General features: G+C 71.3%; 16 protein-coding genes and 1 pseudogene. 15 read left to right on the top strand and 2 right to left on the bottom strand.

What is annotated here, in order from left to right; genetic code table 11:
- The first annotated feature begins 225 nt into the window (after positions 1-225).
- The 13 genes from E1264_RS07970 (at position 226) to E1264_RS07910 (ending at position 13,749) form a co-directional block, all read left to right on the top strand.
- On the top strand, positions 226-891 hold the full coding sequence (locus tag E1264_RS07970) for a GntR family transcriptional regulator (protein ID WP_132171149.1): 666 nt from the start codon (positions 226-228) through the stop codon (positions 889-891).
- Positions 888-1,691 carry a nitrilase-related carbon-nitrogen hydrolase gene (locus E1264_RS07965; protein WP_132171147.1) on the top strand — a complete coding sequence of 268 codons (804 nt, stop codon included), beginning with the start codon at positions 888-890 and terminating at the stop codon, positions 1,689-1,691. The genes E1264_RS07970 and E1264_RS07965 overlap by 4 nt, the downstream gene beginning before the upstream one ends.
- Positions 1,688-2,341: a DUF2848 family protein gene (locus tag E1264_RS07960; RefSeq protein WP_207935784.1), complete on the top strand. Its 654-nt coding sequence runs from the start codon at positions 1,688-1,690 to the stop codon at positions 2,339-2,341. The genes E1264_RS07965 and E1264_RS07960 overlap by 4 nt, the downstream gene beginning before the upstream one ends.
- On the top strand, positions 2,341-3,789 hold the full coding sequence (locus E1264_RS07955; protein ID WP_132171197.1) for a 4-hydroxyphenylacetate 3-hydroxylase N-terminal domain-containing protein: 1,449 nt from the start codon (positions 2,341-2,343) through the stop codon (positions 3,787-3,789). Before E1264_RS07960 ends, E1264_RS07955 begins: the two co-directional genes overlap by 1 nt.
- A 28-nt stretch (positions 3,790-3,817) precedes the next feature.
- Positions 3,818-4,162 carry a cupin domain-containing protein gene (locus tag E1264_RS07950; protein WP_132171145.1) on the top strand — a complete coding sequence of 115 codons (345 nt, stop codon included), beginning with the start codon at positions 3,818-3,820 and terminating at the stop codon, positions 4,160-4,162.
- 13 nt (positions 4,163-4,175) lie between these two features.
- Positions 4,176-4,709 (top strand): flavin reductase family protein, encoded by a 534-nt coding sequence (locus E1264_RS07945; RefSeq protein ID WP_132171143.1) that lies wholly within the window; start codon positions 4,176-4,178, stop codon positions 4,707-4,709.
- 125 nt (positions 4,710-4,834) lie between these two features.
- Positions 4,835-6,328, top strand: coding sequence for a CocE/NonD family hydrolase (locus E1264_RS07940; protein WP_132171141.1), 1,494 nt, complete (start codon positions 4,835-4,837; stop codon positions 6,326-6,328).
- Positions 6,328-7,275: an ABC transporter permease gene (locus tag E1264_RS07935; RefSeq protein WP_132171139.1), complete on the top strand. Its 948-nt coding sequence runs from the start codon at positions 6,328-6,330 to the stop codon at positions 7,273-7,275. The genes E1264_RS07940 and E1264_RS07935 overlap by 1 nt, the downstream gene beginning before the upstream one ends.
- On the top strand, positions 7,245-9,140 hold the full coding sequence (locus E1264_RS07930) for a dipeptide/oligopeptide/nickel ABC transporter permease/ATP-binding protein (RefSeq protein WP_132171137.1): 1,896 nt from the start codon (positions 7,245-7,247) through the stop codon (positions 9,138-9,140). Before E1264_RS07935 ends, E1264_RS07930 begins: the two co-directional genes overlap by 31 nt.
- A 3-nt stretch (positions 9,141-9,143) precedes the next feature.
- Positions 9,144-9,959: an ATP-binding cassette domain-containing protein gene (locus E1264_RS07925; protein ID WP_132171135.1), complete on the top strand. Its 816-nt coding sequence runs from the start codon at positions 9,144-9,146 to the stop codon at positions 9,957-9,959.
- Positions 9,956-11,488 (top strand): ABC transporter substrate-binding protein, encoded by a 1,533-nt coding sequence (locus tag E1264_RS07920; protein ID WP_132171133.1) that lies wholly within the window; start codon positions 9,956-9,958, stop codon positions 11,486-11,488. Before E1264_RS07925 ends, E1264_RS07920 begins: the two co-directional genes overlap by 4 nt.
- A 561-nt stretch (positions 11,489-12,049) precedes the next feature.
- Complete coding sequence (locus E1264_RS07915) at positions 12,050-12,403, top strand: metalloregulator ArsR/SmtB family transcription factor (RefSeq protein WP_207935783.1); 354 nt, start codon at positions 12,050-12,052, stop codon at positions 12,401-12,403.
- Positions 12,404-12,405: 2 nt separating this feature from the next.
- A complete protein-coding gene (locus tag E1264_RS07910) occupies positions 12,406-13,749 on the top strand; it encodes an alpha/beta fold hydrolase (RefSeq protein ID WP_132171129.1) in 1,344 nt (447 codons plus the stop codon).
- A 393-nt stretch (positions 13,750-14,142) separates the two neighbouring features.
- Here E1264_RS07910 and E1264_RS43205 read toward each other — a convergent pair whose 3' ends face one another.
- Positions 14,143-14,295: a hypothetical protein gene (locus E1264_RS43205; RefSeq protein ID WP_165964064.1), complete on the bottom strand. Its 153-nt coding sequence runs from the start codon at positions 14,293-14,295 to the stop codon at positions 14,143-14,145.
- Between the two features lie 661 nt (positions 14,296-14,956).
- Positions 14,957-15,115, bottom strand: a complete 159-nt coding sequence (locus tag E1264_RS45175) for a hypothetical protein (protein ID WP_243710814.1) — start codon at positions 15,113-15,115, stop codon at positions 14,957-14,959.
- Positions 15,116-15,312: 197 nt separating this feature from the next.
- Between E1264_RS45175 and E1264_RS07900 the strand changes: the two genes are divergently transcribed.
- Together E1264_RS07900 and E1264_RS07895 are read left to right on the top strand one after the other, a co-directional pair.
- Positions 15,313-15,708, top strand: coding sequence for an STAS domain-containing protein (locus E1264_RS07900; protein WP_132171127.1), 396 nt, complete (start codon positions 15,313-15,315; stop codon positions 15,706-15,708).
- A 2-nt stretch (positions 15,709-15,710) separates the two neighbouring features.
- Positions 15,711-16,043: pseudogene (locus E1264_RS07895) on the top strand (MerR family transcriptional regulator); the annotation flags it as partial.

Here is a 16,043-nt window from a genome sequence, read left to right as displayed (position 1 = left end):
CTGCGCGAGATATGCGGAATTGCGAATCAGGGTGCTCCACTAGATCGAACACGACGGCCGGCGGTGGGTCCGCGCCGAAGCGCCGCTACGGGCGCGGCGGCGCGGCCGGTGGCCAGGGAGCTGCGGGGGCGAGGCACTTGAACCGCTCGCCGGGGCGTGCTTGGCCGTGTGTGCTGCGGAAAGAGGCTCTTGTCTTGATGTAGGCGTGTTGTATACATTACGTCCATGAGTCGGACACAAGAGCGTCGAGAGAGTGCGCAGGACACCACGTACAGGTGGCTGAAGCGGCATATCGGGTCGCTGCCGCGGCAGGAGGGGACGTTCCTCACCGAGGCGGAGGTGTGCGAGGCGACGGGGATGTCGCGGACCCCCGTGCGGGAGGCGCTGCTCCGGCTGGAGACCGAGGGCTTCCTGAAGATCATGCCGAAGAAGGGCGCGTTCGTCCCGCCGGTGTCGGACGCCGAGATCGAGGCGGTCATGCAGGCCCGCGAGCTGGTCGAGGACTGGTGCGTGCGCCGCGCGGCGCCGCTGGCGGAGGAGCTGGCGCCCGAGCTGGCCGAGCTGGTCGGCCGCCAGGAGGGGCTGCTGGACGATCCCGTCGCGTTCATCGAGTACGACCGGGCGTTCCACCGCGCGATCGTGCGGACGGCGGGGAACCCGGTGCTGGCGGAGTTCTACGAGTCGCTGCGCGACCGGCAGGTCCGGATGGGGCTGCGGGCGATCGCGGCGGCCGAGGACCGGGCGCGGGTCGTGCTCGCCGAGCACGGCGCGATCGTCGAGGCGATCCGGTCGGGTGACCCGCTGCGCGCGGCGCAGGCCCTCGCGGCGCACCTGGACGGGACGCTCGGCGTGCTGCGCCTTCCCTCGGTGGCGAATTGGGACGGGCGATGACGCGCGTCGCGCTCGTCCAGGTCGCGAGCCCCGGGTCCGAAGCGCCCGCGCGGCGCAGGGAGCGGGTCGGGCGGATGGTCGCGGACGCCCGCGGCGCCGATCTGGTGCTGCTGCCGGAGCTGTGGGTTCCGGGGTACTTCGCGTTCGACCGGTACGCCGAGCTGGCCGAGCCGCTGGACGGCGACACCGTCGAGGCCGGCCGGGAGTGGGCCCGTGGTCTGGGCTGCTTCCTGCACCTGGGGAGCGTTCTGGAACGGTCCGCCGAGGGGCGGCTGCACAACACCGCCGTGCTGATCGACCCGTCCGGGACGGTCGTCCACACGTACCGGAAGATCCATGTGTTCGGGTACCGGTCCCGGGAGGCGGAGCTGCTGACGCCCGGTGAGACGGTCGGCACGGTCGCGTCCCCGCTCGGGCCGATGGGCGCCACCACCTGCTACGACCTGCGCTTCCCGGAGATCTGGCGGGCGCTGACTGACGCGGGCGCCGAGGCGGTGGCGGTCCCGGCCGCGTGGCCAGCGCGGCGCCGTGCGCACTGGCGGCTGTTCACCGAGGCCCGCGCGGTCGAGCAGCAGGTGCTGGTCCTGGCCTGCAACGCGGCCGGTGTGCAAGGGGATGTGGCTCTGGGCGGCGCGTCGCGTGTGGTCGACCCGTGGGGGACGGTCCTCGCGGAGGCGGGCGACGCCGAGGAGATCCTGTACCGCGAGGTCGACCGGGGCGTGGTGGCGCGGACCCGGGAGGAGTTCCCCGTCCTGCGCGACCGGCGTCCCGTGCATGTCGCGCAGGCGGCCCGGAGGTGAGCGAGCTGACCATGCGGGTCGGCGACGGCGAACTGCGCTGCGCGCCCGAGCATCTGATCGTCGCCGGCTACACCGGACGCGACGAGGCCGCGACCCGCGCGCACATCGAGGAGCTGGCCGCGATCGGCGTCCCGGAGCCCGCGACCGTCCCCGCGTTCTACCCCCTCGACCCGGGGCTGCTGACCAGCCGCCCCACGATCACGGTGGCCGGCGGGAACACCTCGGGCGAGGTGGAGCCGGTCCTGGTCCGGCACGCCGGGCGGCACTACCTCGGCGTCGGCTCCGACCACACCGACCGCGACATCGAGCGCACCGACGTCGCGGCCGCGAAGGCCGCCTGCCCGAAACCCGTCGGCGACCGGTTCGTGGAACTGCCCGCGGACGACACCTGGGACGGCATCCGCGTCGAGTGCCGCGTCGACGGGCGCCCCTACCAGTCCGGTTCCCTCACCGAGCTGCGCACGCCGACCGATCTGCTGGTGCGGCTCGCCGCCGCGTTCGGCGACCTGGACGGCGACCTGGTGATCTTCGCCGGGACGCTGCCGCTGCTGAACGGCGGGTTCGTGCCCGGCCGCCGGTGGCGGCTCTCGCTCACCGCCGGAGATACCACCCTGACCTGTGACTACGAGACCGAACGGAGGGCGCAGTGATGCGCACGGGAGCCGACTACCTCACCGCGTTGAAGGACGCGCGCCATATCCACCTGGACGGCGAGCGCGTCGCCGACGTGACCGCCCACCCCGCGTTCGCGCCGATCGCCGCGACGATGGCGGAGCTGTTCGACCTGGCCGCCGACCCGGCCGCCAAGATGACCGCGCACGCGCCGGAGACGGGCGCGGAGGCGAACCTGGTCTTCACGATCCCGCGCAGCCGCGACGACCTGGCCGCCCGGCGGCACGCGATCGAGACGTGGGCGCGGCACACCCACGGCTGGGTCGGCCGCAGCCCGGACCACGTCGGGTCGTTCCTGGCGGCGTTCGCCTCGTCGCCGGAGTCGTTCGTCACCGACCGCCGCGACCTGTCGGGCAGCGTGACCGGCTACCACCGGCGGCTGCTGGAGGAGAGCCTCTACGTCTCCTACGCGATCATCCCGCCGCAGGTGTCGCGGGCGACGACGGCGCACGCCTGGGAGGGCGAGTTCGTCCAGGCGGGCGTCGTGGAGGAGCGGCCGGACGGCATCGTGGTGCGCGGCGCGCAGATGCTCGCCACCGGCGCGGCCGTCGCCGACGAGATCTTCATCTCGTGCATCAAGCCGCTGACCCCCGACGACCGGGACTTCGCCGTCGGGTTCACCGTGCCCGTCGCCGCCGAGGGCCTGAAGCTGTACTGCCGCCGCCCGTACGCGACGGCCGGCGCGCCCTACGACTACCCGCTGTCCACGCGCTACGACGAGACCGACGCCCTCGTCGTCCTGGACGACGTGTTCGTCCCCTGGGAGCGGGTCTTCGTCGACCGTGACGTGGACGGCCTGCGGCGCCAGTTCTTCGCGACAGGCGCGCACGTCCTGGGCAACTGGCAGGCGCAGATCCGGTTCACGGTGAAGCTGCGCTTCATCGCCGGGCTCGCCGGGAAGGTCGCCGACGTCAACGGGGTCGGCCGGATCCCGGGCGTGCAGGAGAAGCTCGGCGAGCTGGCGGGGCTGGCGTCGCTGGTCGAGTCGGCGGTGTACGCGGCCGAGTACCGGGCCGCGTCGGACGCGAACGGGATGTGGCGGCCGGACGCCCGCGCCGTCTACGGCGCGATGGGGTTGCAGGCCGAGCTGTACCCGCGCGTGCTGGCCATACTGCGCGACCTGGCGGGCGGCGGGGTGCTGCAGCTGCCCTCCAGCGTCGCCGACCTGCACGACCCGGCGGCGCGTGCGGACATCGACCGGTACGTCCAGTCGCCCGGCGTCCCGGCCGTCGAGCGGGTGAAGCTGTTCAAGCTCGTCTGGGACGCGATCGGATCGGAGTTCGCCGGCCGCCACCACCAGTACGAGATGTTCTACGCCGGCGCGCCGTTCGTCGCGAAGGGCTACGCGTACCGCAACTTCGGCTACGACAGGGCCATCGCCGACGTGGACGCCTTCCTCGCCGCCTACACCGACACCGCCGCCTGAACCGGCAACGCCTGAAGGGAGGAAGGACATGGCCAAGCCCGAACACGAGTTCTTCCCCGCCGACACGATCGGCTTCGCGCCGTGCGAGGGGGACGTCCCGCAGCTGACCGAGCGGATCCTCGCGGCGGACGCCGCGTGCGGCGTCGCGACCCGGATGCTGCGCTTCGAGCCCGGCACCGACACCACGCCGAACGGCGTCCAGGCGCACGATTTCTGGGAGGAGGTCTACATCCTCGAAGGATCGATCACCGACCTGCGGCTCGGGGAGACGTTCACCGCGGGGATGTACGCCTGCCGCCCGCCCGGCATGGAGCACGGGCCGTGGCGCAGTGAGGACGGCTGCCTCACCTTCGAAGTCCGCTACCGCCTCTGAGATGGGGAACGCCATGTCCGCTCTCGCCGGTCCGATGGGCCGTGCCGCAGATCCGGCGACGATGCGCCGCGTGATGGGGCGCTTCGCCACCGGGGTCGCCGTCATCACCGCGCTCGACGGGCGCGGCGACCCGCACGGGATGACCGTCAACTCGCTGACCTCGGTCTCGCTGGAGCCTCCGCTGCTGCTGGTCTGCTTCGGCGCGCACGCCCGCACCGCCGTCGCGGTCGCCGAGTCGGGACGGTTCGCCGTCTCGATCCTCGCCGCCCGCCAGGAGCCCATCGCGCTGCGGTTCGCCGGACGCGGCGAGGACCACTTCGCCGGGCTGCCGCTGACCTACGGCGAGCACGACGTCCCGGTCGTCCCGGACGCGCTCGCGCACCTCGAATGCACCGTGGACCGCCGCGTGGAGGCGGGCGACCACGTCGTGGTGTTCGGTGCGGTGCGGCGCACGTGCGACCGGGACGGCCCGCCGCTGGCCTTCCTCGGCGGCCGGTTCGGCGATTTCACCGGACGCGGCCACCAGCCGCAGTCCTGGTTCTTCTGACCGGCCGCCGCCCCGCGCCCATTCCGCTCGACACCTGACCTCACACCATTCCCTGCGCCACCCGCCCTGAAGGGTCCCGGCGCCATCCCCACCTGCCCGTTACAGGGCCATGCGAGGAGTTCACCATGCCCTCGATCACCTTCCCGCTACCGAGCCCGGAGCACGTCGACGTGCCGATGAGCGACGGGGCGACCCTGTCGGTGCTGCGGTACGCGGCCCCCGGCGGCGGTCCGGCCCCGGCGGTCGTCGTCATGACGCCGTACCGCAAGGAAGCCCTCATGCACGCCGAACTGCTCCAGGTCCCGATCCGCGAGGGGTACGAGGTGCTCATCGCGGACGTGCGCGGGATCGGCGGCTCGTCCGGCCCCTACCACGGGATCCTCGCGCCCCGCGAGGTGGAGGACGGGGTGGAGCTGCTCGCCTGGGCGGCCCGGCAGCCGTTCTGCGACGGCCGGACCGCGCTGATCGGCGGCTCGTACTCGGGCCTCAACCAGCTCCTCATCGCCGCGCGCCGCCCGGAGAGCCTGCGCTGCATCGCCCCCTGGATCGCGCCCATCGACTTCTACCGCGACATGTGGAAGCGCGGCGGCATCCCGTCCCACACCGCATGGGGCGCCCGCGCGTTCCTGGCGTCGCAGCGCGCCGAGACGCGGCGGCGCGGCCTGGAGAACTTCTACGGCGAGATCCTCGGCGAGGACTTCGACACCGGACTGTTCCACCGCAGCAACCCGGACCTGTCCGCGATCGAGGTGCCGGCGCTGTTCCTCGGCGGCTGGTACGACTACTTCCTGCGCGGCACCGTCCGCGGGTTCCAGCAGGTCACCTGCCCCAAACGGCTCGTCGTCGGCCCCTGGAGCCACGATCCGTTCCTGTCGGACGAGCAGCGCGACGAGCTCGCCGGGTGGCTGAACCACTGGCTGCGGGGCGAAGGCCCCGACCCCTCCGCCGAAGGCGCCAACGTGCGGCTGTCGTGCGTCGGCACCGACGGCTGGGAGACCCGCGGCGACTTCCCGGAGGCCGGTAACATCCCCTGGTTCCGGTGGCGCCCCGTCGATGCGGAACACCCCGTCCCGATCGCGCCGGCGCTGTCGGCGACGCCGATGCCGCCGCCGTCGAACGTCGATCCGATGGTCGACCTGGTCACCGAGTCCGGGATGCGCATGTGGGGCGAGACCACGGTGTTCGAGCTTCCCGCGGCGGAGGCGCCGGCGCGGCTTCTCGGCCCGGTCGGGCTGCGGGCGGTCGTGCGCGCGGACGGCTGCGAGGACTTCGACGCGCACGCGCGGCTGTCGGTCGTCCGCCCGGACGGGCAGGTCCTCCCGATCACCGAGGGCCGGCTCCGCGCGTCCCACCGCGCCGTCGACGACCATCGCAGCGCCCGCGACGAGGCCGGCGGCATCGTCGTGCCCTGGCACGCGCACACCCACGCCGACCCGGTCGAACCCGGTGTCCCCGTCACGCTGCACGTGGAGATCTACCCGGTGCACCTGCGGCTCGCCGAAGGGGACCGGCTCCGCGTCGGGCTCACCCTCGTCCGGGCGGACGAGTCGGCGGCCCCGGCGCAGGCCGTCCTGCTGCCGGGCACGACCGTCTCGCTGCCCGCCGGACCGGACGAGTGATGGCCGTGCTGCGCATGATCGGCGGGCGGCTGCTCTGGTCGGTCCCGCTCCTGCTCGTCCTGTCGGCGCTGACGTTCACGCTGTCGTGGCTGACGCCGGGCGACGCCGCCCGGACGATCCTCGGCACCAACACCGACCCCGCCGCCTACCGGCAGGTCAGGGAGCAGCTCGGGCTCGACCGGCCGCTCGCCGAGCAGTACTGGACGTGGCTGGCGCACGCGGTCCGCGGCGACCTCGGGAACTCGCTGTTCACCGGGGAGCCGGTGGCGTCCGCGCTGAACGCGCGGCTGGGCGTGAGCCTCTGCCTGCTCGCCGGGGCCGCCCTCGTGATAGCCGTCGCGGGCGTCGCCGTCGGCATGGCCGGCGCGCTGCGCGGCGGCGCCACCGGGCGGATCCTGGACGGCGCGTCCGTCATCGGGATGAGCGTCCCGCAGCCCTGGTTCGGCCTGGTGCTCGTGGTCGTGTTCGCGGTGAGTCTCGGCCTGTTCCCGGTCACCGGATACGTGCCCTTCGCCCAGTCACCGGCCGACTGGGCGCGGTCCCTGGTCCTCCCGGCCGTGTGCCTGGCGGTGGGCGGGATCGCGATGATCGCCAAGCAGGTCCGGGGCGCGATGGTGGACGTCCTCGGCCGCCCCTACATCCGCGCCCTCCGCGCCAACGGCCTGCCCGCCCGGTCGATCATCTTCAGGCACGCGGCGAAGAACGCGGCGCTGCCCGTCGTCAACGTCTTCGGCGTCGTGCTGATCGGGATGCTCGGCGGCTCCATCGTCGTCGAGCAGCTGTTCGCGCTGCCCGGCCTGGGCCCGCTCGCCGTGTCCGCGACGGCGCAGCACGACCTTCCCGTCCTTCAGGGGGTCGTCCTGTACTTCACGGTCCTGGTCGTGGTGGTGAACCTGCTCACCGACCTCGTGTCCGGTTGGCTGATGCCGAGGGCGGTGGCCTCGTGATCTCCCGCGTGCTGCGCCGTCCCGCCGGATACCTGTCCGCCGGGTGGCTCGTGCTGATCGTCCTCGCCTGCGCCCTGGCCGGCCTGGTCGCGCCTTACGACCCGCAGGAACAGGACCTGACCGCCGTCTACAGCGGGCCCACGCCGGACCACTGGCTCGGCACCGACCAGCTCGGACGCGACCTGCTCAGCCGCATCCTGCACGGCGGCCGGGTCAGCCTGCTCGTGGTGGCCGAGGCGGTCGCCGTGTACGCCGTCCTCGGCGTGCTGTTCGGGCTCGTCGCCGGGTACGGCCCGGGGCTCGCGGACCGGGTCGTCATGCGGTTCTGCGACCTGCTGCTGTCGGTGCCGTCCGTGGTGATCCTGCTGGCCATCCTGGCGATCTTCAGCCACAACGAGTCGGCCGCGATGGTGACGCTGGGGTTCCTCACCTCGGCCGGTCTCACCCGCGTCGTCCGGGCCGGGACCCGGGACGTCCGGGACGAGCCGTACGTCGTCGCCGCGCGCGTCGCCGGCCTGTCCGCCCCGCGGATCCTGTGGCGCCACGTGCTGCCCCGCGTCTCCGGCCCCGCGATCTCGATCACCTCGCTGATCGCCGGCGCCGCGCTGCTGATCGAGACGTCCCTCGGCTACCTCGGCCTCGGCGTACAACCGCCGCGGCCGAGCTGGGGCGGGCTCATCGCCGAAGCGTCCCAGGCGATCTTCCGCCAGACCTGGATGCTGGTGCCGACCGGCGGCGTGATCGTGCTGACCGCGCTCGCGCTCGGCGTCCTCGGCGACGCCGTCCGGGACGCCGCCGACGACCGCGCGTCCGCCGAACCGCTGTCGTGGCGGCGGATGCGGACCCGCGTCTCCACGGGAAGGCAGGCGGGACAGGCGGACACCCCGCGGCCGGACGGGAACGCCCTGCTGTCGGTGCGGGACCTGTCGGTGCGGCTCCGCGACACCGCCGGAAGCGTGACGATCGTCGACGACGTGAGCTTCGACGTCCACCCGGGCGAGGCCGTGGGGCTCGTCGGCGAATCCGGCTGCGGCAAGACCATGGCGGTGTCCGGGCTGATGCGGCTGCTGCCCGCGGGCGGGACCGTCACCGCCTCCGCCCTGCGCTTCGACGGACGGGACCTCCTCGCCCTGACCGAGCGCGAGATGGCGCGGCTGCGCGGGAGCGCCATCGCCTATATCGGGCAGGATCCGGTCGCCGGCCTCGACCCCCTGTTCACCGTCGGTGCCCAGCTCACCGAGGTCGTCCGGCACCACACCGGCCTCAGCCGCCGCGCCGCCCGGCAGAAGGCCGCCGAACTGCTGGAGCGGGTACGGCTGCCGCGCACCGGCACGGTCATGCGCCAGTACCCGCACGAACTGTCCGGCGGAATGGCGCAGCGCGTCTCGATCGCCCGCGCGCTGGCGGGCGAACCCGCCCTGCTCATCGCGGACGAACCGACCACGGCCCTGGACGTCACCGTCCAGGCCGAGATCCTCGACCTGCTGCGCGACCTGCGCGAGCACACCGCGATGGGGCTCGTCCTGGTGACCCACGACTGGGGCGTCGTCGCCGACTCCTGCGACCGCGCCGTGGTCATGTACGCGGGCCAGGTCGTCGAGCAGACCACCGTCGACCGGATCTTCACCGGCCCGCGCCACCCCTACACCGGCGCGCTCCTGTCCGCCGACCCCACCGCCGGGACCCCCGGACGGCACCTGCCCGTCCTGCCCGGCTCCGTCCCCGCACCGGGACACCGGCCGGACGGCTGCCGTTTCGCGTCCCGCTGCCTCCGGGCCGGCGCCGACTGCGCCGCGGCGCCGGTGCCGCTCACCCCGGACGGCGCCGCCGCCTACCGGTGCCTGCACCCCACACCCGGAGGCTGACCGATGCCCGAACCACTCATCGAGGTGAGCGACGTCAGCGTCCGCTACGCCGGACGGCGGCGGCCGCGTCCCGCACCCGCGCTGACGGAGGTGTCGCTCGACATCCGCGCCGGCGAGACCGTCGGCCTGGTCGGCGAGTCCGGATCCGGCAAGACGACGCTCGGCAAGGCCATCCTGCGGCTGGTACCGGTCAGCGAAGGCTCGATCCGGCTGGACGGCCGCGACATCGGCCTGCTGTCGCGCCGCGAACTCGCCCGGCACGTCCAGGTCGTCTTCCAGAACCCGTACCTGTCGTTCAACCCCGGCAGGACGATCGGGCAGACCGTCGCCGAGACGCTCCCCGGCAAGCACGACGCGGGCCGGGTCACGGAGAAGCTCGAAGCGGTCGGCCTGGACGGATCGGCCGCCGCCCGCTACCCGGGCCAGTTCTCCGGCGGGCAACTCCAGCGCATCGCCATCGCACGCGCGCTGATGCCCGAACCCCGGCTCATCATCTGCGACGAGGCGGTCAGCGCCCTGGACCTGTCCGTCCAGGCCCAGGTGCTCAACCTGCTCACCGACCTCAAGGCCGGCCACGACCTGGCCTACCTGTTCATCACCCACGACCTCGCCGTCGTCCGCCACCTCGCCGACCGCGTCGCCGTGCTCCGCCGAGGACGCCTGGTCGAGACCGGCGAGGTCACCGAGATCTGCGGGAACCCCGCCCACCCCTACACGCGGGCGCTGCTGGCCGCCGCACCGGTCGCCGACCCGCAGGAACAGGCCCGCCGCAGAAGGCTGCGGCGGGAACTACGGACCCCTGAGAGGACCGCGCCATGAAGCGCGTTGTCACGGCACTGACCATCGCCGCCCTCGGCCTCACCGCATGCTCAGCGGCCGGCGGCTCCCCCACCGACCGCACCCTCACCGTCGCGCTGCCCGCACCGCCCGAAAGCCTCAACCCCGGCCAGAACGGCTCCGGAGCCCAGGGCATCGTGCACTGGCTGACGTACGAGCCCCTGATCCGCGCGAAGTCCGACGGGACCTTCGCTCCGGCGCTCGCCACCTCGTGGAAGTACGTCGGCACGGGCAACACAAGGTTCGAGCTGACCCTCCGCCCCGGCGTGAAGTTCGCCGACGGCACGACCGTCGACCCCGCCGCCGTCGCCGCCACCATCAACTACTACCTGAAGACCCCCGGCTCGATGAGCCCGTTCCTCACCGGCATCACCGGCGCGAAGGCGACCGGCGGGCGGACCGTCCGCGTCGACCTGTCCTCCCCCAACCCGATGCTCCCCTACGTGTTCAGCCAGCTCGTCAACTGGGGCGACGTCATCAGCCCCGCCGGGCTGAAGAACCCCGGGCAGCTCACCACCAGGACGTTCGGCGCCGGGCCCTACACCCTCGACACCTCCGCCACCGTCGCCGGCGACCACTACACCCTGGTGAAGAACCCGAACTACCACGATCCGTCCGCCCAGCGCTGGGACAAGGTCGTCATCAAGGTCATCAGCGACCCGAACTCCGCCCTCCAGGCCCTCAACAGCGGTCAGATCGACGTCGACCTGAACGCCACCGCGACCCTCAGCACCCAGGCCAAGGGCATGGGCGCCACCGTCCTCAGCGGAGACCCCGGCGTCATCTCGCTCTACCTCCTGGACCGGAACGGCAGGACCGTCCCCGCCCTCGGCGAGCAGAAGGTCCGCCAAGCGCTCAACCACGCGATCGACCGCAACGCCCTCGCCAAGGCCCTCGGCACCGGCTACCACCCGACCGGCCAGCTCGCGCCGCAAGGCACCGACGGCCACGACCCCGCACTCGAGAAGACCTACCCCCACGACCCCGCCAAGGCCAAGAAGATGCTCGCCGACGCCGGCTACCCGGACGGCTTCGAAGTGAAGATCGTCGACCTTTCGACCTTCGGCCTCAACGTGGTCTCCCAGGCCATCGTCGCCCAGCTCGCCAAGGTCGGCGTCCGCGCCACCATCACCAACGTCGGCAACGACCTGAACAAGTACGTCGCGGAACTCGGTTCCCACAAGTACGGGGCCACCACGTTCCGCCTCGCCAACCCGATGTTCGCCAGCGCCCTGTTCAACTTCGCCGGCGCCGCCTCACCCCTCAACCCCTACCAGAGCCGGAACCCCGAGATAACCCGCGCCTTCACCGGTCTCGCCACCGCCCCCACCGGCCACCAGAAGACCGCCGCCCAGAACCTGAACAAGACCGTCCTCGACCAGGCCTGGTTCGTGCCCATCACCACCGTCCACAACTACATCTTCGCCAAGAACATCAACGGCCTCGGCTCCTACGGCACCAACGGCGCCATAGACGTCCTCTCCTGGACCCCACCAGACACCGCCGCCTGAACAACCAACCCAACTGGGTTTGGTGAGCGAAGCTGTGCCGGTGCAGCAGGAGTGCGTTGCGGTCGCCGATGGCTTCGGCGACCGCGACGCCTAGGGCGCGGTCGCGCCGATCCTGCGCACGCGAAGCCGCCAGCGCGGCGGCCCGGCCGCCCAGGGACTGGCGCGACGAGGTCGGCGGCGTCCAGGCCGAGCGCGGGCGGGACGACGAGGACGTGATCGGTCCTACGCCTGCACCCGTGTAGGAATCGGACGGCGACCGTCCGGTGAGCCCATGGCCGAGCAGGCCGATCGCGGTCGCTCGGCGTCCGGCCACGGAAGCGCAGGAAGGTTGCGCGCGAAGGTCTCCAGATGGCCGCCCCGCCCATACAGCAGGACGCCCGGGTCCCCCGGCCCGAGATCAGCGACGCGCGCCAGCGCCCCCGCAACGCCCTGCCCGCCACGTCCCGCCCGCCACGCAGGCCGGGACCATGCGCGAACCCCACATGACCGCGTCCAACGGCAGGGCCCACAACCTCGCTATATACACTTGCACATATATATGTGCTCATGTATCTTCGAGGCGTGGTCAACAGCGTGCAACAGCGAATGACGGCGATCTCCGAGCCGAACCGGTTTCGGATCGTCGAGTTGCTCAGGAACGGCCCGCATTCGGTGGGCGCGATCGTCGACGCGCTGGGGTTGGGCCAGCCGCAGGTGTCCCGGCATCTGCGGCTGCTCGCCCAGGCGGGCGTCGTCGAGGTGACCAAACGGGCCCAGCAGCGGATCTACCGGCTGCACCCCGAAGCGATGCGCGAGCTGAGCGACTGGACGCAGGGATTCGCCGCCCTGTGGTCGGAGCGGATGGACCGCCTCGGCGCCTTCCTCGAAGACGACGACGCCTGCGCATCCGACACGGCGAACCCGCAAGGAGGTTGAACATGCCCGAAGGCACCGCGGACGGCATTGTGATCGACAAGTCGAGCAACACCATCCATATCAGCCGCACCTACGCCGCCGGCGTCGAGCGCGCGTGGTGGGCCTGGACCGATCCCAAGGCGATCACCCGCTGGTGGGGCCCGCAGGGCTGGGCCGCGACCGTGTACGAGATGGACGTGCGCCCAGGCGGACGCTGGCGGTTCCAGATCGCGCCGGTGGACGGCTCGGCCGCCCCGGTCCGCAGCATCGCCACCTACAAGGCGGTCGTCGCCCGCACCGAGCTGCGCTACGACGACGAGTTCGCCGACCAGGCGTGGCGACCCGACGGCACGGGCACCTTCCCCACCGCGGTCACCTTCGCACCGGCCGGCACCGGCTGCACCGTCGAGGTCACGGCCGGATTCCCCGACGGCCAGGCGCTACAGCGGGCAGTCGAGCTCCAGATGGCCGAAGGCTACGCCGAAGCCCTCGACCGGCTCGGCGACCTGCTGGACGCCCCGCACACCGACACACCTTCACCCGAAAGAGAGACGATCATGTCCGACCTTCGCACCGTCACCTCCGCCGACGGCACCACCATCGCCTACCAGAAGACCGGTTCGGGCCCCGCGATCATCGTGATCAGCAACGTCGCCGAGGACCACACCGGCGTCTCGGGCGTCGCGCGGGCGCTGTCCGAACACTTCACCGTCATCAGCTTCGACCGCCGCGGGCGCGGCGCCAGCGGCGACCCCCAGCCCTACGACCCGGCACGCGAGATCGACGACATCGCGGCACTGATCGACGTCGCAGGCGGCTCCGCGGCCCTGACCAGCGGATCGGGGGGCTGCGGTCTCGCCCTCGACGCCGCCAGCGCGCTGGGCGGCAAGGTGACCGGGCTCTACCTGTACGAGCCGCCCTTCATCGTTGATGACTCCCGCGCTCCGGCGCCCGCCGACTACCTCGAACACCAGGAAGCGCTGATCGCGGCGGGCAAGCGCAGCGAGGCCGTCGAGTACTTCATGACCGAGATGATCGGTGTCCCCGCCGAGTACATTCCCGCGATGAAGCAGGACCCTTCCTGGGACGCCATGGCCAAATACGCCCACACCTACACCTACGACGGCCGGATAATGCGCGGGCTCCAGGACGGCAAACCACTGCCCACCGACCGCTGGTCGATCGACGCGCCGGTCGCGGTGGCCGTCGGCGGCAACGGCGAGGCCTTCATCCGCCAAAGCGCCAACGCGCTGGCCACACTCCTACCGAACGCCACCGTGCTGACCCTGCCCGACCAAGACCACTCCGCGTTCTGGATGGCACCGGAACCGGTCGCCGAACAAGCACGCGCCTTCCTGCTCGGCTGACGACGACTGCCATCCCTGCCCCCTCACGACCTCATGGGGCGGAGATGGCTCAGACGTCGAAGAGGCGATCGACCTCCTCCTAGGCGCGGAACCGGTGGAGCGGGATGTGAAAGCTTCGGCGCCGCCTGTTGACGCTCGGTTCCTGGCGGATTGCCGTGGGTGGCATGGGGGCCAAGGACGTTCCCAGTCGAAGAGGTCGCTGGCGGGCCAGGGCCATCAGCGCCGCGCGTTCGTTGCGGTCACGTGGCACCCCGGTGAAGGCGAGGCTGGCCGGCACGAAGCTGGAGGCGGCATGGAGCACTTCGTCGCGCGACCCCTGGAGCGCGTAGATCATGAGCGCAAGCGCCGGTGGATCAATTGCTTCCGCGGATCAGGCGAGAGGTTTGCGTCTGATCAGGCGACATCCTCGATGTCGAAGGCGCGGCCTGTGACCAGCAGACCTCGTGCCGTCTCGATCGCCGGCGACACCAGTCCGCCAAGCAAGGTCAGCCGCAGCGGGCGCTCCCAGCCGCATGAGCAAGGCCATGTTCCCGCCAGCTTGGCCATTGTCGTGAACGGAACTGAGCGTCGCCTGCAGTGTGTATTAGGAGAACGCTGCCAGGGCGGCGAGGATAGGTGTGACAGCGGCTATGCGCAGCGGTATGACATACCAGCCTGCCGCAGGCTGAAAAAACGGCAACTTGGCCTTGACCGCAGATGGTACTGACGGTCCTTGAACGCAGTGGATACTAATAGAGTTTTGCCCACATATGCCCGGTTCGGCGAGCGATAAACATGACTCTTGGAATCCACCGCTGAGATTCGATGGCTATATCTAGTAGCCGCAGCCTTGGATGTCTCCCTGCTGACCTGCTGGAACATGCCTGACGCCGTACCGATGGACGCGCCTTCGGAGACGTTGAACGCGGGCGCCAGTTTCCCGGCCAACCTGCGGCGACGACCCCACTGCGCCAAGTCCGAGCGCGCACATTCCGGTGAATGCGTGAGCGGACCCGAACAAGCAGCAGGTGGCCGGAAACAGGACGACGGAAGTGTGCCCAGTGCATTACCGTCACACTCGACCGTATCCGGCCAGCGAGTTATGAACCTCTTCCTGCGGGTAAGCACGTCGTCTCATCTGCGGAGGTGACAGATTGTGTTGACGGTTGGTTCTCCCAGGCTGACCCGGTCGGCCGCGGCCGCTGCCGCCCCGGCTCCTGCCGACCTGCTAGGTATCCGGACCGAACAGCGCGGCCACGCCGTAATCGTCTACTTGGACGGCGAGATCGACCATCGCGGCGCCGACCGGCTGCGCGACCACGTCCAGGCCCTGATCGCCGACCCGGCCTGCCCTTCCCGGGTGATCCTGGATCTGGCCCAGGTCCACTTCTGTGGCTCCTCCGGTCTGGGTGCCGTGATCACCGTCTGGAGGTCCGTCCGCATTCGCCGCAGGAGCCTGGTCGTCTCCCGGCCTTCGGGAGTGTGCCGTCGCATCTTGGAGCGCACCGGCCTGGATCAGCACATCGCCCTCAGCCCCACCCTCAGACACGCCCTCACGCGGCCCGATTAGCCTCGTTCGCCGTCATGGCTCTGATCGTGGAAAGCCGGTTCCATCCGGACCACATGGATCTGGCCATCGTGACCTTGAACGGCGAGCTGGACGTCGCCACCGCCCCGCAGTTGCGTGAACGCCTGGCCGCCGTGCTCGGCGAGGGCGCCGACCACCTGGTGCTGGACTTCGCCCGGCTGAGCTTCATCGATTCCAGCGGGCTGAGCGTGCTGACCGCAGCGCACCGACTTGTACACGGCACTGGCGACGGCCATCCCGGCAGCCAGCCCAACCGCACCCTGGTCCTGGCGGCGGTCATCCCACGCATCCGCGAGACGCTGCGGACCACCGGGCTTACGCGCGTCCTGCCGATCTACTCCACGGCCGATCTGGCGATCACAGTCCACCAAGCAAGCCACACCCGACCCTGAAAATGGCCGTCAACGGCAACAAGCTCGGCAACAGCCTGAACGACAAGCTGGACGACGAGGACTACGCCGCATACAGCATGGGCCGCGCCGCCGACATCCTTGGCGTCAACCCCGCGTTCCTGCGCAGCCTGGACACCGCCAGGCTGTTCGTCCCGCAACGCTCGGCCGGCGGCCATCGCCGCTACTCCCGCTACCAGCTGCGCTGGCCCAACGCGCCCGGGATCTGGTCAACCAAGGCACCGCTCTGGATGCCGCCTGCCGCATCATCATCCTGGAAGTCCAGCTCGCCGAGCGCAACGCATCAACGCCCAACCCCAGCAGCCCCGCGACCCACC

The organism is Actinomadura sp. KC216 (genome assembly GCF_004348535.1).
GTDB lineage: Bacteria > Actinomycetota > Actinomycetes > Streptosporangiales > Streptosporangiaceae > Spirillospora.
The sequence above is the reverse complement of the archived record's forward strand: the minus strand, read 5'-3'. Positions and strand labels throughout refer to the sequence as shown.

Excerpts from the sequence above, each read along its gene's own strand:
- E1264_RS07950 (WP_132171145.1), top strand. The coding sequence starts at position 3,818 with ATGGCCAAGCCCGAACACGAGTTCTTCCCCGCCGACACGATCGGCTTC.
- E1264_RS07935 (WP_132171139.1), top strand. The coding sequence starts at position 6,328 with ATGGCCGTGCTGCGCATGATCGGCGGGCGGCTGCTCTGGTCGGTCCCG.
- E1264_RS07920 (WP_132171133.1), top strand. The coding sequence starts at position 9,956 with ATGAAGCGCGTTGTCACGGCACTGACCATCGCCGCCCTCGGCCTCACC.
- E1264_RS07910 (WP_132171129.1), top strand. The coding sequence starts at position 12,406 with ATGCCCGAAGGCACCGCGGACGGCATTGTGATCGACAAGTCGAGCAAC.
- E1264_RS07965 (WP_132171147.1), top strand. The coding sequence starts at position 888 with ATGACGCGCGTCGCGCTCGTCCAGGTCGCGAGCCCCGGGTCCGAAGCG.
- E1264_RS43205 (WP_165964064.1), bottom strand. The coding sequence starts at position 14,295 with ATGGCCAAGCTGGCGGGAACATGGCCTTGCTCATGCGGCTGGGAGCGC.
- E1264_RS07955 (WP_132171197.1), top strand. The coding sequence starts at position 2,341 with ATGCGCACGGGAGCCGACTACCTCACCGCGTTGAAGGACGCGCGCCAT.
- E1264_RS07940 (WP_132171141.1), top strand. The coding sequence starts at position 4,835 with ATGCCCTCGATCACCTTCCCGCTACCGAGCCCGGAGCACGTCGACGTG.
- E1264_RS07970 (WP_132171149.1), top strand. The coding sequence starts at position 226 with ATGAGTCGGACACAAGAGCGTCGAGAGAGTGCGCAGGACACCACGTAC.
- E1264_RS07925 (WP_132171135.1), top strand. The coding sequence starts at position 9,144 with ATGCCCGAACCACTCATCGAGGTGAGCGACGTCAGCGTCCGCTACGCC.
- E1264_RS07900 (WP_132171127.1), top strand. The coding sequence starts at position 15,313 with ATGGCTCTGATCGTGGAAAGCCGGTTCCATCCGGACCACATGGATCTG.
- E1264_RS07945 (WP_132171143.1), top strand. The coding sequence starts at position 4,176 with ATGTCCGCTCTCGCCGGTCCGATGGGCCGTGCCGCAGATCCGGCGACG.